The organism is Streptomyces sp. NPDC001714 (genome assembly GCF_042892755.1).
Classification (GTDB): Bacteria; Actinomycetota; Actinomycetes; order Streptomycetales; family Streptomycetaceae; genus Streptomyces.
Genome location: NZ_JBIAUL010000002.1, coordinates 563,398 through 577,151 on the forward strand (window position 1 = coordinate 563,398; position 13,754 = coordinate 577,151).

Consider the following 13,754-nt stretch of genomic DNA (forward strand, 5'->3'; position numbering starts at 1 on the left):
CGCGGCCCCGCGTCCCGTCGATTCGAAGCCGACCTGAACTTGGGTCTACTCTCGGACGACCGGACGGTGATCGGAACCGGCCGTGGAGCAGAGGGAGAGGCGATGGCAAGGGCGCGGATCGTGGATCCGGAGGAGGGGCCCAGGTCGAAGCGGGCGGCCATCCTGGTGGCCGCGGTGGAGCGGTTCGGCGAGGACGGCTACGAGAGCACCAAGTGGTCCGAGGTCGCCGACCGGGTCGGCATCGGGCAGACGGCGCTCTACCACTACTTCGAGTCCAAGGCCCACTGCCTGCTCACCATCATGCGCCTGGAGCTCCAGCGCTCCCACGACCAGTTCGTCGAGGCCACGAAGGACGTGACGGAGCCGGTCGAGGAAGTGCGCGCGGCAGTACGCTCCGCCTTCGCGGTCACCGAGCAGGAGATCCGCCAGATGCGCATCCTGCAGGCCAACATGTCGTTGCTGGCCAACCCGCGCAAGTCCAAGCGGGAGGAGACCGAGCGGGTCGCGGCCCGCCAGCTGGTGCAGATGGTCGAGCGGGACTGGACGAACCTGCTGATGCGGGGCATGTCCAAGGGCGCCTTCCCGCTGCGTGACGCCCACACCCTCGGCCTGGCCGTGCTCGGCATGATCGTCAGCGTGTGGCGCTGGTACCGGCCGACCGGGGCCATCCCGCTCTCCGAGATCAGCGAGATGATCGAGGGATGCGTGGTGCGCATGGTCGCCGAATAACTTCCCGCTCGGTCCCGCCTCTTGCCTGGGCGGTCGTCCTGGGATCAAACTGAACTGAACTCAGGTTGCGGCAAGGTGGGCGTTGGGAGAGCGATCGGCAATGGTGCTTCGCGAATACATGGCCCGTATGGACGGCCAGGATCCGGAGAAGGCCCTGGAGTTGGTGGAGCCCGGATTCCGTTTCCTCATCGCCCTGCCCGGCGGTGAGCGCAGCGGGTCCTCGCGCGACGAGTTCGCCGCGTACATAGCCGGGCGCCGGGCCGTGGACCGTACCCATGAGATCAAGAGGTACGCGGTCGACGGCGACGTCGAGACCGCGTACGGCTTCGTCGTCGAGAAGGGGGTGACCACGGGGGCGTTCCTCTCCGCCGTACAGGTCTCGCCCGCCGGGCTGATGGCCCGCTACCAGTCCTTCTTCACCCCCGACTTCGACCTGGTGGACCGGCCGTGACCGCCCCGGCCGCGCAGTCCACCGCAGCGTTCCTGACCCGCTGGTTCGCCATCCTCGACAGTGCGGACGCGGACCGCATCCTGGACCTGATCAGCGACGACTTCTCGTTCTCCATCCTCTTCTCGACCGGGGGCGGCGGCGCGGCCGACTTCCACGGCGGCCGGGCCGAGATGGTGGGCTACCTCGCCCAGCGCGAGGTGGGCGTGCGCACCCACCACCTGCTCACGGCGGGCACCGTCGGCCGCGACGAGCTGTTCCTCGGCGAGGTGCGGCGCTCGGGGGTGCCGGAGGCGACCTTCGTGGCCGGCGCACGGCTGGACGAGACCGGCCGGCTGCGGCGGCTGATGATCGGGCGTTCGCCCGAGGTGCTGTTCACCTGAGAAACCCGAGGAGGGCGCGATGTACAACCTGGTCCTGCTGGCCGCCCGGCCGCCCGAGTGGACGCACGAACGGTTCATCGGCTGGTGGCGCGGCGAACACGCCGAACTCACCCGTACCCTGCCCGGCCTGCGGTCCTGGCGGCACACCGACATCGACACGGCCCTCGAACCGCGCTCCGAAGGCTGGGACGGGGTCTCCGTCCTGGGCTTCGACACCGCCGAGGACCTGCGCAAGGCACTGGACAGCCCCGAATGGGCCGCCGCGGTCGCCCAGGTCGGGGACATGCGGGGCCGGAGGATCGCCGTCATGGGCGGCGAAACGGAGATGTACCCGGCCTGAGCACGCCCGTCGGAGCCGGGCAGCCACCACCACCTTTCGCGCGAAGAGGCGAGGAAGCAGCGGATGCGACAGACAGTGCGGGAGTTCCAGCAACGCGCGGAGAAGGCCGACTTCACAGCCGTCGTCGACGACACGGGCCGGCACGGAGCGCGCGACCTGCTGGCGCGCGCGGCCCAACTGGCCGACGCCATGGCCCCCGACGGCCCGCCAGGCGGAACCGTCCTGCTCCAGGCCGACAACTCCTGGCGCACTGTCGCCGCCACCCTCGCCGTGGGGATGACCGGTGGCGTCCTGGCCCTGGTCAACCGGCACACGACCCGGGCCGAGTTCGCGGCGGCCCTGGAGGACATCCGCCCCGACACCGTCATCTCCGAGCCGTCCGCGGCCGAGGGATGGCAGGCACGGGCGGGTGTGGTGGGTGCGCGGACCGCCGAGGTGCTCGACGGCTGGCAGGCCCTCGTCGGTCACGGCCCGCGTGACGTCTCGCGCTGGTCCGGCGGCGCGCTCATCGGCCTCACGTCCGGCTCCACCGGACGGCCCAAGGGAGTGGTCCAGTCCGAGAGCGCCCTGCGCTACGCGTGCGCCCGCACCGCGGAGATCAACGGGCTGCGCGACGGTGACGCGGTGGCCGCCATCGTGCCCCTCTCCTCGACCGCCGCCTACTGCTTCGGCGTGAGCATGGCGCTGATGCTCGGCGGCCCGCTGGTCCTGAGCGGCCGCTGGGACCGCGAGGAGGCACTGACCCGGATGTCCGCGAACGGCGTCCGGTGGACCATGTGCGTGCCGACCATGGCACTGCAGATGGGCGCGGCGGCCGCCGGATCGCGGGTCCTCGAAGGCGTCCGCTCCCTCACCGTCGGCGGTGGCCCCATGGACCGCGGCGCCCTCGCCCGTGCCGAACGCTCGCTCGGCACCCGGATCCTGCGCGTCTTCGGCATGTCCGAATGCCTGGGGCACACCTCCCCTCGGCCCGACGACCCGGAGGAGATCCGGCTGGGCCGGGACGGACGCCCCTTCCCCGGCACCGAGTTGCGCGCGGTCGCCGCCGACGGCACCGTTCTCGGCCCCGGAACCACCGGCCGGGCCGAGGTCCGCGGACCCTCCCTGTTCCTGGGGTACGCCCGCGACGGCAAGGTGGAGCCGCCCGCCCTCACCCCGGACGGCTTCTTCCCCACCGGGGACCTGATGGTGACCGGCGACGACGGCACGGTCACCATCATGGGCCGGGAGAAGGACGTCATCATCCGGGGCGGCCGCAACCTCGACATCACCGAGATCGAACGTGCCGTCGCCGCCCACCCGGGTGTCGCCCGGGCGTGTGTGGTGCCCGTGCCGGACCCGCTGCTCGGCGAACGCGCCGCCGTGCTCGTGGTCACGGAGGACGGCCATGACGGCCTCGACCTCGGCGACATCACAGCACACCTCGACCACACCGGTCTTTCCAAGGCCAAGTGGCCCGAATTCGCCTTCACCGTGGCCGAGTTGCCGCAGACCACGGTCGGCAAGCTCGACCGCTCCGGAGCCCGCAGGCTCGCACACGAACTGCACACCCGGCTCGCCCCGGAGCCGGCCCCGCACCCCCACCGGCCGTCGCACCGCCCATCGCACCGGCAAGGAGACGCATGACCTCCCCCACGACCCGCACCCCCCGCTTCGACCGCGGCCGGTGGGCGGAGGCGGGCGCCGAGACCGTACGGCCCGGCGTCCACCGCATCCCGCTCCCGCTGCCGGACGACGGACTGCGCGCGGTCAACGTGTACGCGCTGGAAGGCCTGGCGGAGGGGCTGGTCCTGATCGACGGGGGCTGGTCGGTCCCGGAGTCCCACAAGGCGCTGGAGGACGCGCTCGCCGACCTCGGCCACGACCTCGGCGAGATCAGCCACATCCTGGTCACCCACATCCACCGCGACCACTACACCCAGGCCGTCGCGCTGCGCAGGCTGCTCGGTTCCCGGGTCTACCTGGGCTCCGGCGAACGCCCGGGCCTGGAACTGCTCGGAGCACTCCGTACGACGCAGCCGGCCGGTTCGCTGGAGACGCTGACGCGGTCCGGTGCGGGCGAACTCGCCGAGCGGGTGGCCGCGATGGACCACGGCGACTTCGACCCGGGGGCGTGGGAGGCTCCCGACCGCTGGCTGGAGGCGGAGGAACTCCGCTTCGGCGACGCGAGGTTGCAGGTCGTTCCGACCCCGGGCCACACCCGGGGGCACGTCGTCTACCTCGACCACGCCCGAGGCCTGCTGTTCTCCGGGGATCACGTCCTCCCGCACATCACCCCGTCCATCGGCTTCGAACTGGGCCCGGCAGGACTGCCGTTGGCGGACTACCTCGACTCGCTGCGCATGATGACGACGCTGGCGGACGCCCGGCTGCTGCCCGCGCACGGCCCGGTGGGCGACAGCGTGCACGCCCGGGTCGGCGAGTTGCTGGCCCACCACGACGACCGGCTCGCCCAGACCCTGGCGGTCCTCGGCGACCGTACGCTCAACGCCCACGACGTGGCGGGGGAGTTGGGGTGGACGCGACGCAAGGTCGCCTTCGCCGAACTGAACGCCTTCAACCAGATGCTCGCGGTCAACGAGACCGCGGCCCACCTCGACGTACTGGCGGTCCGCGGTCACGTCCGGCGCACTCGGTCGGGCGACGGCGTCGACCACTACACCGCGCACGCCGGTTAGCGTGCCGTCCAGCCTCCGTCGACGTACAGCTCCGAGCCGGTCATGAAGCTCGCGTCGTCGGAGGCCAGGAACGCCACGGCCGCCGCGACCTCCTCGGGCGTCCCGAGCCGGCCGAGCGGTGTGCCGTCGAGCATCGCGGTCAACCGCGGGGTGTCCCGCCACAGTTCGCGGGACCTGGGCGTCTCGATGAATCCGGGATGCAGGGAGTTGACCCGGACGCCTCGCCCCGCCCAGTGCAGCGCGGCGTTCTTCGTCATCAGGCGTACGGCGCCCTTGGCCGCGTGGTAGGAGAACTGGGAGCCGAACCCGCCGACCGTGCCGAAGATCGACGCGACGTTGACGACCGAGCCGCCGCCGGACCGCCCGATGGCCGCGCCGGCGTGCTTCATGCCGAGCCAGACACCGGTCTGGGTGACCGCGATCACCTGGTCCCAGGACTCCCGGGTCTCCGTCTCGACGGTACGCATCGCGGCGATGCCGGCGTTGTTCACCAGCACGGACAGGGAGCCGAGCCGACCGGTCACCCGGTCGACGACCGCCTCCCAGGCCGACTCGTCGGTCACGTCCAGCGCCAGCCCGAGGGCACCGCCCCCGACCTCGTCGGCGAGCTTCTCGCAGCGCTCCGCGTCGACGTCGGTCACCACCACCGTGGCGCCCTCGGCCGCGAGCCGCCGTACGACGGCGTCGCCGATGCCGCCGGTCGCGCCGGTCACCAGGGCCACCCGGCCGCCCAGCCTCGCCTCCAGCACGTCTGTTCCTCCCTCAGTCCTTGACGCCGCGCCAGGCCAGCGCGCCGCCGTCGATCACATAGGCGGCGCCCGTGATGAACGCCGCGTTCTCCGAGGCCAGGAAGCAGGCGAGCCGGGCCACTTCCTCCGGTCGTCCCAGCCGGTCCACCAGCTGCGGAGCCAGCAGCGCCCGTTCCGTCGCCTCGCGGTCCTCGGCCGCGGCGAAGTGGTCCTGTGTCAGCCGGGTGTCGATGACGCCGGGACACAGGCAGTTGCAGCGCACCGGGGCCAGGTCGATCGCCGTGACCTTGGTCAGGTGGATGACCCCGGCCTTGGTGACGCCGTAGGCGGGGCAGTTGGGGAAGCCCACCAGGCCGGAGACGGAGGCGGTGTTGACGATGGCCGGGCCGCGGGTGGAACGCCGCAGATGGGGTGCCGCGAACTTGGTCGTCAGCCAGACGGCCTTGAGATTGACCTCGTAGACGACGTCCCAGACCTCCTCGGGGAGCGAGGCGACACCGTGGTCCTGGCCGGTCGTGAACGCGGTGTCGATCACTCCGGCGTTGTTGACCAGCACGTCGAGGCCGCCGAAGCGCCCAACGCACCGTCCCACCATGGCCTCGATGCCGTCGCGCACCCGCAGATCGCACCCGATCGCCTCGGCCTTCGCCCCCTCGGCCCGCACCATCGCGGCGGTCTCGCCGGCGGCCGTCTCGTCGAGGTCGGCGACGGCCACGGCCGACGCGCCCTGCCGGGCCAGCTCCACCGCGACGGCCCGGCCGATGCCCTGGCCCGCGCCGGTGACGAGGGCGACCCTGTCCAAGAGGGAACCATCCATCGTCCGCTCCCTTCCGCCCGCGGCGGATCCGGAACTGAACCAACTTCAGTTCACTACCGGAGTCTAGGTTCCTGCGGGGAAGAGCGACAAGGGGTGGGACCGCCCTCGAGGTGGCTCAGGGCCGGTAGACCATCCCGGGCTGGGGCTCGGCGGGAGCGAGCAGCTGCGACACCGTGACGATGGTGTAGCCGCGCTGCTCGAGTGCTTTGAGGATCCCGGGGACGGCGGGCACGGTCCCCTTGTGCAGGTCGTGCAGCAGGATGATCCCGTCGCGGTGGGTCTGGTCGAGCACCCGCCGGGTGATCAGGGCCGAGTCGGTCGTCTCGTAGTCCTTGGCGGTGACGCTCCACAGCACCTGCGCAAGGCCCAGCTCCCGGCAGACCTTGGCCACTTTGCGGTTGGTGCGGCCCTCCGGCGGGCGCATCAGGACGGGCCTGGTGCCGGTGATCTTCTCGATGGCGTCCTGAGTCCGGGTCAGCTCCGCACGGGCGTCGGCCTCGTCGAGGTCCGTCAGCCTCGGGTGAGTCCAGGTGTGGTTGCCGATTTCGTCCCCCTCTTCCGCGATGCGGCGCAGGATCTCGGGGTACTTCGAGATGTGCCCCCTGCCCTGCACGAAGAACGTGGCGTGCAGATGCCACTGCTTGAGGATGTCCAGCAGCCTGGGAGTCGTCGGGCTGGGGCCGCCGTCGAAGCTGAGGGCCACGCACTTCGCCTTGCGGCAGTCGACGTCGCCGCTCACCGATCCCGATGCCTTGGCCCGGGCGGCGCGCGGCGAGGTGTGATCGTAGGTCGTCACCGTCAGAGCCAGGGTGACGGCGACGGCCACGACGGCGGCGGCCGCTGTCGCGACGGCGATGAGTATGCGAGACCGTCTGGTACGTGTGTTGAAGAGCATACGAGCCCTTTCTTCGGTGGAGTCGCGGGGTTACCGCGTGCGGGTGAGGGCGGGCTGCGCGGAGAGGTCCCGCGGCCGCATGTCGAGCGTCAGGCGGCGCCTCAGACGGTGTCCGAGCCGACGCTCCACCAGCCTGTGGACCAGCAGAGCGAGTCCCAGCATGCAGATGACGGACAGCGCCGTCGCGGGCAGCGGCCCCAGCCCCGGGTACGCCCGGACCAGGCCCTTGGCCAGCGGGATTCCGAGGCTCTGGTGGACGAGGTAGAAGGGGTAGGTGAGCGCCCCCGCGGTGACCGGCCAACGCCATCCCAGTCCGGCGAGCGGGCCGATGCCGGCGAGGGCCAGCAGCCCGAGGCAGAGAGTGAGCACGACCGCGCAGACGGCCCAGGAGGGCCGGCCCTCGCCAGGGGGTACGGCGGCGTGGTCGGCCACCCGTAGTTCGAGCACGGTGAGCTGGTAGCACCAGGCGAAACCGAGCAGCAGCCAGAGCAGCAGGCTCTGCCCGAACCTGTGCATGAGGTAGAGCACGATCCCGGCGACGAACAGACCGGTGTACCGGGTCAGGACGAATTCGTCGAGCAGGGGTGAGTGGAGTTCACGGGCGATGACACCGGCCAGGAGCCAGGCTCCGCAGCAGGCGACGACCCGCCGGTAGGTCAGGCCGAGGACGAGGAGCGCGGCCATCAGCAGGTAGAAGCGTGCCTCCACCCAGAGGGTCCAGCTGACTCCGTCGACCGGATCGAGTCCCAGGGGCCCCGGGGCCATCGTCAGGTTCCCCAGCACTGTACGCGGGTCGATGCGGGTGGCGGCGGGCCACCGGCCCAGCCGTGAGACCAGGACGAGGAGGACCACCAGGAGCACCGCGCACCAGTAGGCCGGGAAGAGCCGTGAGATCCGGGAGACGGTGAACTGCGCCGGGGTCCGTCCCCAGCAGCTCATGCAGATCACGAAGCCGCTGATGAGGAAGAAGAACTCGACGCCGAGCCAGCCGTAGCCGCTGATCCCGTGCAGGAGCGGGGCGGAGTCCCGGAGCTCGGTTCTGCCCCAGAAGTGCGGGGTGGGCGTGCCCAGGAAGTGGTACGCGGCGACCATCAGCGCGGCCACCAGGCGGAGCCCGTCGATCGCTATGAGGCGCGACGGCCCGCTGTGAGGTTCGGGGGACGGCATGTCGGAACCGGGTCCGGGTCAGCAGACGGTGGGCAGCGAACGGCTGACGCACAGCGCGGTCCGGCCGTACGGCAGCAGTTTCTTCGGCGACTTGGCGTCGGTGGGCATGGCGAAGCGACCTCCGTGCAGGGGGAGTCGGGGGAATCCGGATGAGGGCTGAGTGGTGAGGGAGGCGGTACGGCGACGACTCAGACGCGGCGGCGCAGGAGCAGCACGGTGGCGACCGTGAGCAGGACGGCCAGGCCGCCGAGGACCGCGGTGTCGGTCCACTGGAAGGTCCAGTAGTCACCGGCCGGGTTGGCCTTGTAGAAGCGGGCCACGTATCCGTGTGCCGTCATGCATTCCTTGAGCTGGGAGCCTGACGGGAAGGCGCAGTTGAACACGGAGTCGTGGCGGCCGGAGGCCGTGATCAGGCCGTAGTCGCCGGTCGACCACTTCTCGCCCATCGGCGCCTTGGGGGTGCTGCCGGCGCTGACGTAGGTGTGCGGCGGCACCAGGAGCCGGGTCCAGTGCGTCCACTCCAGCAGGAGTGTCGTCATCCCCGTCACCAGCAGGGTCAGGCCCATCGCCGCCAGGACCCGGCGGGCCAGCAGGCCCAGCAGTGTGCCGGCCGCCAGGCCGAACAGGGCGGCAGCGACGACGCGGGGGCCCGAGCCGCTCAGGGCCGTGGTGTCGTACCAGAACAGGCCGTAGCTGCGGTCGGCGGCCGGTCGCCACCACCAGGCGAACACTCCCGCGAGCAGGCCGGAGAGGGCGGCCGTGGTCACCGCGGCCAGGGCGAACCGGGAGGCCAACCACTGACCTCGGCTCAGACCCTGGGCGAGGACCAGACGATGTGTGCCCAGTTCCCGGTCGCGGCCCAGCAGCGGGGCGCCCCAGAAGACGCCGATGACGACGGGCAGCACGATGTTCAGTGCCCCGAGGTACTTCAGCGGCTCGACGTCAAGCAGCAGTGGCAGGCCGGTGTCGGACCGTGTGCAGTACAGGGGCCCGGTGGCGCAGTGGTCGAACAGCCCGCTGTGCAGGGCGTCCAGCATGCCCGAGCGGTAGTACGCGGCGAGGGCCGCGGCGAGGAGCAGGACGGCCGCGGCGATAGCGGCCGTAACGCGCTGCTGGCGCCAGGCGAGCCAGAGGGAGCCTTTCACGCCGCCGCCTCCGAACGCTCGCCCGCGGCGGGCCGGCCCGGCTCCTCCTCGGCCTGGAGATAGCCGATCAGGATGTCCTCCAGCCGGGGCCGGGCCGCGTGCCAGTCGCCGCGCAGTGGTCCGCGTTGCCGTACCAGGGCGGTCAGCTGTCTGCCGGCGGTACGGCGCTGTACGACGGTGTGCTGTGCGGACAGGGCGTCGGCCCGGTCGGCGGGTCCGGTCAGGACGGCATGGCTCTCGCGCAGTGCCTCGGCGTCCTCGCTCAACTCGGCGCGGCCGTCGCGCAGCACCAGCACCCAGTCGCAGGTCTCCTCCAGTTCGGGCAGGACGTGCGAGGAGAGCACGACGCTCGTGCCGCGCTCGGCGGCCTCGGCCATCAGCTCCGCCATGATCTCGCCTCGTGCCACGGGATCGAGGTCGGCCAACGGCTCGTCGAGCAGCAGGAGTTCGGGCCGCTTGCCGAGGGCCAGGGCGAGCGCGACGCGGGTGCGCCGGCCGGGCGAGAGTTCGCCGACGCGGGCGTGGAGCGGGATGCCACCCGCGTGGACGATCCGCGCGGCGGCCGTCCGGTCCCACGACCGGTTCAGCTTCTCACCCATCAGCAGGGTGTCCGCCACGGTGAAACGGGGGTACAGCGGCTTGTCCTGGGTGAGCAGGGCGACCCGGGTGCGGGCCTCGGGGGTGCCGGGCGCGGTGCCCAGCACCCGCAGGTCCCCGGAGCCGGCTCGCAGGAGTCCGCCGGCCAGGTGCAGCAGGGTGCTCTTGCCGGCGCCGTTGCGTCCGACGAGGGCGGCTATACGACCGCCGGGTACGGTGAACTCGCAGTCCCGCAGGGCCCAGCCGCCCCGCCTTCGGTACCGGAATCCGAGTCCCGTGGCGCGCACCGCGGCCGGCGCGTCAGGCCCGGTCATGCGTCCTCCTTCGTGTGTTCCCGGTCGCCCGGGGCGTGGCTGTCGTGTTCGTTGTCATGGGCGTCCAGGGCCGCTGTGACCATGGCGAGGACATCGGCCCGCTCCAGGCCTTCGACCCGGGCGCGTGCCACCCAGTCGGTGACGTCGCGGCGCAGCGGCGAGTCGTCCTGAGCGCCGGGCCGGGCGAGTGATCGGGTCACGAAGGTTCCGAGGCCGCGGCGGAGTTCGACCAGGCCGGCCTGCTCCAGGTCGCGGTAGGCCCGGAGCACGGTGTTGGGGTTGATGGCGGTCGCCGCCACCACCTCCTTGGCCGTGGGCAGTCTGTCCCCGACCTTGAGGAAGCCCATCCGGAGCGCTCGTTCGGTCTGCTCGACGATCTGCACATAGGCCGGTACGCCGCTGCCGCGGTCGATCCGGTAGTCGATCACGTCGTCTTCCTCGGTTCCACCATGCTTGTACTAATGAATTAATGGAAGCATGATGGATGTCCGGTGGCGCTGTCAAACGCCTGTGAGCGCGGGAGCGGGGACGGGGTGCCCCTGGGCCCTGCCGCCCAGGTGGGACACGAGGGGAATCAGGCGGTGCCGGGTTCCTCGTACGGAATGCGGTTCAGGTGCAGCACCTCGCCGAGAGTGCCCCATTCGTCGCCGCCGAGCTTGGTCAGGGGGCGCAGCAACTCGCTGCTGGGGCGGCCGTCGGCGAGGTAGTTCTCGTCGACCGCGGCATGGAGCACCCGCCCGAAGACCAGGGTGCAGTTGCCCATGCGCAGGGTGGTGTGCGAACGGCACTCCAGAGCCACATGGGCGGCTGCCACCCTGGGCGGACGCACGCTTCGGCTGGCCTCCCGCTCGATTCCCGCGGTGTCGAATTCGCTCACCGCGCGCGGGAAGTCGACGGCCGTGGCGTTGATCAGTTGCAGGAGTGGTTCGGACGAGAAGTTGACGACGAACTCCCCGGTCTCCTCGACGTTCCGCAGTGAGTCCTTCCGGCCGATCGAGGTGAACTGGACGATCGGGGGGTCGGTGCTGGCGATGCTGAAGAAGGAGTGCGGGGCCAGGTTCTCGGTCCGGCCGTCGGGGGTGATCGTGGAGACCCACGCGATCGGCCGGGGAATGACGACCGATGTCAGAAACCTGTAGAAGTCCGTGCTGCTCATCGCCTCAGGGGCGTATTCCACACGCATGGACCGAGTATCGGACCGCCACTCCTGAGCCTTCCGCAGCCCGGTCGGGTGTGTCGTGCCGGCTCAAGCGCCGGGTGTCCCGCCGGGCGGCCCGGCGGCTCCGAGCGCCCGTGGGTTGAGGGTGCCGAGCATGCGCTGGAGGTAGGCGCGCACCTGTTCCTGCTCCTCGGGCAGAAAGGTCTGGAGGGCTTCCCGCTCGCACGGTTCCAGCGCGCCCTCGCCCCGCAGCGCCAGCTCCACCCAGGCGGCGGTGACGGACATCTCCACGATCTTCCCGTGGGTGGGGTGGGCCCGCCGCTGGACCAGTCCACGCTCCACCAGGTCGCGCAGCGCCGTGCCCATCGGCTGGGCGGTGACCCCGCAGCGGCGGGCGAGTTCGGCACTGGACAGGTGGCACCGCGCCTGTCCTTCGGGCAGCGCGTGTCCAGCCTGGCGCTTTTCGCGGTCGTCGGCGGGCTGGCGGCGACACTCATCGCGAGTACGGCCTTCGGCGCCATATCCGGCCCCTTCCTGGGCATCGCGGGACTCGTGACGCTGATGGCGGGGGCCGTCGCGGCAGCCACCGTGCTCCTGATCCGCATCTTCGGTCCGGTCGGAGTTCCGCTGGCGTCGATCTTCATGCTGGTCATGGGGAACGCCACCAGCGGTGGAGTGCTGCCGCCCGAGTTCCTGCCCGGCTGGCTGAAGCCGCTCGCCTCGGTCATGCCCGCAGGCGTCGGCGTCCGCGCGCTGGACGGGATCGCCTGTTTCCACCACGACGGACTGACCAGCGGCGTGGTGGTGCTGGCGACTGGATCGTTTCTCTGCGTGGCAGGGCTGGTCCTGCTGGACCGGATCGCCGCATCGGCCGGGATCGTGCGCGCCGCGAGGTCGTGAGATCGCCGTGTCACACCTTCTGGCCCTGCCTTGTCAAAGGGGTGACGAACAACGAACAGAGGGTCTGATGCGCGAGATTGTGATCGTCGGTGGCGGCTATGCGGGCTTCTACGCCGCCTGGGGCCTGGAGAAGAGGCTCAGTGCGGCAGAGGCGCGGGTCACGGTTGTCGACCCCCGCCCTTACATGACGTACCAACCGTTTCTGCCGGAGGTCACGGCCGGATCGGTCGAGGCCCGGCACGCCGCCGTGTCACTGCGGCGGCACCTGCGCCGCGCCCGGCTGATCGCGGGAACCGTGACCGCGATCCGACACGCGGACCGGACGATCACGGTACGGCCCGCGGACGGAGCGGAATACGAACTGCGTTACGACACCCTCGTCGTGACCGCCGGTGCCGTGACCCGTACCTTCCCCATTCCGGGGCTCGCCCAGCACGCGATCGGTCTCAAGCACGTCGAAGAGGCGGTGGCCATCCGTGACCGGCTGATGACCGCCTTCGACCAGGCGGCGTCCCTGCCTCCCGGCGCCGAGCGGCGACGGCTGCTGACCGTCACGTTCGTGGGTGGCGGGTTCTCCGGAGTCGAGGGCTTCGGGGAACTGCTGTCGCTCGCGACGGCGATGCTCAAGTCGTACCCGGAGCTGAGCGCTGACGAACTCTCCTTCCACCTGGTCGAGGCCCGGGGCCGTATCCTGCCCGAGGTGGGGGACAAGCCGGGCGCCTGGGTGGTGCGCTCCCTGGAGCGCCGTGGCGCGCACGTTCACCTCAACACACAGATCCGCTCCCTCGCCGGCGGCCGTGTGGTGCTCTCCGACGGGGAGGAGTTCGATTCCGAGCTGGTCGTGTGGACCGCCGGCAACGCCTCCAACCCTGTCGTGCACAACCACTCGGATCTCCCGATCGACGAGCGGGGCCTGCTCGTGGTCCGCCCCGACCTGCGCGTGGGCACCGGCAGCGAACCCGTCCCGGACGCATGGGCGGCCGGGGACGACGCGGCCGTGCCCGACCTGGCTTCCACGGTGCCGGGAGCACACACGGTGCCGAACGCCCAGCACGCCGTACGGCAGGGCAGACGCCTCGCGAAGAACATCGTGGCCGACCTGCGCGGGGGACGCATCAAGAACTACCGCCACAGCAGTCTGGGGGTGGTGGCCACGCTCGGGCTGGGACGGGGCATCTTCCAGTACAGGAGGATCGTCATCAAGGGGCTTCCCGCCTGGCTGATGCACCGGGGCTATCACGTCCTGGCCGTGCCCTCGTGGGAACGCAAGATCCGCGTCCTCACGGTCTGGCTCACGGCTGCGGTCTTCGGCCGGGATCTCGTCTCCCTCGCTTCCGTCCAGCATCCACGGGACGCGTTCGTCACGAGCGGCGATCCGCAGCGCCCCGGCGAGAGCCCGACGAGTGGCCGCACGGCCGCATGACCGTGGAGCA

General features: G+C 71.1%; 17 protein-coding genes. 8 read left to right on the forward strand and 9 right to left on the reverse strand.

The annotated features are described in order from the left end of the window. Nucleotides 1-102 precede the first annotated feature (102 nt). The 6 genes from ACFY0P_RS07135 to ACFY0P_RS07160 all read left to right on the forward strand — a co-directional run bounded on the left by ACFY0P_RS07135 (nt 103) and on the right by ACFY0P_RS07160 (nt 4,578). Nucleotides 103-729, forward strand: a complete 627-nt coding sequence (locus ACFY0P_RS07135) for a TetR/AcrR family transcriptional regulator (protein ID WP_293990587.1) — start codon at nt 103-105, stop codon at nt 727-729. 100 nt (nt 730-829) lie between these two features. After that, a complete protein-coding gene (locus ACFY0P_RS07140; RefSeq protein WP_388908246.1) occupies nt 830-1,180 on the forward strand; it encodes a nuclear transport factor 2 family protein in 351 nt (116 codons plus the stop codon). Further along, nucleotides 1,177-1,560 (forward strand): nuclear transport factor 2 family protein, encoded by a 384-nt coding sequence (locus tag ACFY0P_RS07145; RefSeq protein ID WP_388908248.1) that lies wholly within the window; start codon nt 1,177-1,179, stop codon nt 1,558-1,560. Before ACFY0P_RS07140 ends, ACFY0P_RS07145 begins: the two co-directional genes overlap by 4 nt. Nucleotides 1,561-1,579: 19 nt before the next feature. Further along, entirely contained in the window at nt 1,580-1,900 is a 321-nt protein-coding gene (locus tag ACFY0P_RS07150) for an EthD family reductase (RefSeq protein WP_388908250.1), read from the forward strand. A 63-nt stretch (nt 1,901-1,963) separates the two neighbouring features. Then, on the forward strand, nt 1,964-3,526 hold the full coding sequence (locus ACFY0P_RS07155; RefSeq protein WP_388908252.1) for a class I adenylate-forming enzyme family protein: 1,563 nt from the start codon (nt 1,964-1,966) through the stop codon (nt 3,524-3,526). Continuing rightward, nucleotides 3,523-4,578, forward strand: coding sequence for an MBL fold metallo-hydrolase (locus ACFY0P_RS07160; protein ID WP_388908254.1), 1,056 nt, complete (start codon nt 3,523-3,525; stop codon nt 4,576-4,578). The genes ACFY0P_RS07155 and ACFY0P_RS07160 overlap by 4 nt, the downstream gene beginning before the upstream one ends. Here the strand turns inward: ACFY0P_RS07160 and ACFY0P_RS07165 are convergent. From ACFY0P_RS07165 to ACFY0P_RS07205, 9 genes are all read right to left on the reverse strand, one after another. Beyond that, nucleotides 4,575-5,324, reverse strand: coding sequence for an SDR family NAD(P)-dependent oxidoreductase (locus ACFY0P_RS07165; protein WP_388908844.1), 750 nt, complete (start codon nt 5,322-5,324; stop codon nt 4,575-4,577). The genes ACFY0P_RS07160 and ACFY0P_RS07165 overlap by 4 nt on opposite strands. 16 nt (nt 5,325-5,340) lie before the next feature. Next, nucleotides 5,341-6,144 (reverse strand): SDR family NAD(P)-dependent oxidoreductase, encoded by an 804-nt coding sequence (locus ACFY0P_RS07170; RefSeq protein ID WP_388908256.1) that lies wholly within the window; start codon nt 6,142-6,144, stop codon nt 5,341-5,343. A 115-nt stretch (nt 6,145-6,259) separates the two neighbouring features. Beyond that, nucleotides 6,260-7,039, reverse strand: coding sequence for a polysaccharide deacetylase family protein (locus ACFY0P_RS07175; protein ID WP_388908258.1), 780 nt, complete (start codon nt 7,037-7,039; stop codon nt 6,260-6,262). 30 nt (nt 7,040-7,069) lie between these two features. Continuing rightward, the gene (locus ACFY0P_RS07180) at nt 7,070-8,206 is read right to left on the reverse strand and encodes an acyltransferase family protein (protein WP_388908260.1); all 1,137 of its coding nucleotides are present in this window, start codon (nt 8,204-8,206) and stop codon (nt 7,070-7,072) included. 188 nt (nt 8,207-8,394) lie between these two features. Beyond that, nucleotides 8,395-9,351 carry a transporter gene (locus ACFY0P_RS07185; protein WP_388908262.1) on the reverse strand — a complete coding sequence of 319 codons (957 nt, stop codon included), beginning with the start codon at nt 9,349-9,351 and terminating at the stop codon, nt 8,395-8,397. After that, a complete protein-coding gene (locus tag ACFY0P_RS07190) occupies nt 9,348-10,262 on the reverse strand; it encodes an ATP-binding cassette domain-containing protein (RefSeq protein ID WP_388908264.1) in 915 nt (304 codons plus the stop codon). The genes ACFY0P_RS07185 and ACFY0P_RS07190 overlap by 4 nt, the downstream gene beginning before the upstream one ends. Next, entirely contained in the window at nt 10,259-10,690 is a 432-nt protein-coding gene (locus ACFY0P_RS07195) for a GntR family transcriptional regulator (protein ID WP_388908266.1), read from the reverse strand. The genes ACFY0P_RS07190 and ACFY0P_RS07195 overlap by 4 nt, the downstream gene beginning before the upstream one ends. A 146-nt stretch (nt 10,691-10,836) precedes the next feature. Continuing rightward, a complete protein-coding gene (locus ACFY0P_RS07200) occupies nt 10,837-11,445 on the reverse strand; it encodes a flavin reductase family protein (protein ID WP_388908267.1) in 609 nt (202 codons plus the stop codon). A 63-nt stretch (nt 11,446-11,508) separates the two neighbouring features. Next, nucleotides 11,509-11,862, reverse strand: coding sequence for a MarR family winged helix-turn-helix transcriptional regulator (locus ACFY0P_RS07205; protein ID WP_388908846.1), 354 nt, complete (start codon nt 11,860-11,862; stop codon nt 11,509-11,511). Between ACFY0P_RS07205 and ACFY0P_RS07210 the strand changes: the two genes are divergently transcribed. After that, nucleotides 11,836-12,321: a hypothetical protein gene (locus ACFY0P_RS07210; protein ID WP_388908877.1), complete on the forward strand. Its 486-nt coding sequence runs from the start codon at nt 11,836-11,838 to the stop codon at nt 12,319-12,321. The genes ACFY0P_RS07205 and ACFY0P_RS07210 overlap by 27 nt on opposite strands. A 67-nt stretch (nt 12,322-12,388) precedes the next feature. Continuing rightward, nucleotides 12,389-13,744 (forward strand): NAD(P)/FAD-dependent oxidoreductase, encoded by a 1,356-nt coding sequence (locus tag ACFY0P_RS07215; RefSeq protein ID WP_388908269.1) that lies wholly within the window; start codon nt 12,389-12,391, stop codon nt 13,742-13,744. Nucleotides 13,745-13,754 lie beyond the last annotated feature (10 nt).

Excerpts from the sequence above, each read along its gene's own strand:
- ACFY0P_RS07135 (WP_293990587.1), top strand. The coding sequence starts at position 103 with ATGGCAAGGGCGCGGATCGTGGATCCGGAGGAGGGGCCCAGGTCGAAG.
- ACFY0P_RS07140 (WP_388908246.1), top strand. The coding sequence starts at position 830 with ATGGTGCTTCGCGAATACATGGCCCGTATGGACGGCCAGGATCCGGAG.
- ACFY0P_RS07150 (WP_388908250.1), top strand. The coding sequence starts at position 1,580 with ATGTACAACCTGGTCCTGCTGGCCGCCCGGCCGCCCGAGTGGACGCAC.
- ACFY0P_RS07155 (WP_388908252.1), top strand. The coding sequence starts at position 1,964 with ATGCGACAGACAGTGCGGGAGTTCCAGCAACGCGCGGAGAAGGCCGAC.
- ACFY0P_RS07160 (WP_388908254.1), top strand. The coding sequence starts at position 3,523 with ATGACCTCCCCCACGACCCGCACCCCCCGCTTCGACCGCGGCCGGTGG.
- ACFY0P_RS07170 (WP_388908256.1), bottom strand. The coding sequence starts at position 6,144 with ATGGATGGTTCCCTCTTGGACAGGGTCGCCCTCGTCACCGGCGCGGGC.
- ACFY0P_RS07175 (WP_388908258.1), bottom strand. The coding sequence starts at position 7,039 with ATGCTCTTCAACACACGTACCAGACGGTCTCGCATACTCATCGCCGTC.
- ACFY0P_RS07180 (WP_388908260.1), bottom strand. The coding sequence starts at position 8,206 with ATGCCGTCCCCCGAACCTCACAGCGGGCCGTCGCGCCTCATAGCGATC.
- ACFY0P_RS07190 (WP_388908264.1), bottom strand. The coding sequence starts at position 10,262 with ATGACCGGGCCTGACGCGCCGGCCGCGGTGCGCGCCACGGGACTCGGA.
- ACFY0P_RS07200 (WP_388908267.1), bottom strand. The coding sequence starts at position 11,445 with ATGCGTGTGGAATACGCCCCTGAGGCGATGAGCAGCACGGACTTCTAC.
- ACFY0P_RS07215 (WP_388908269.1), top strand. The coding sequence starts at position 12,389 with ATGCGCGAGATTGTGATCGTCGGTGGCGGCTATGCGGGCTTCTACGCC.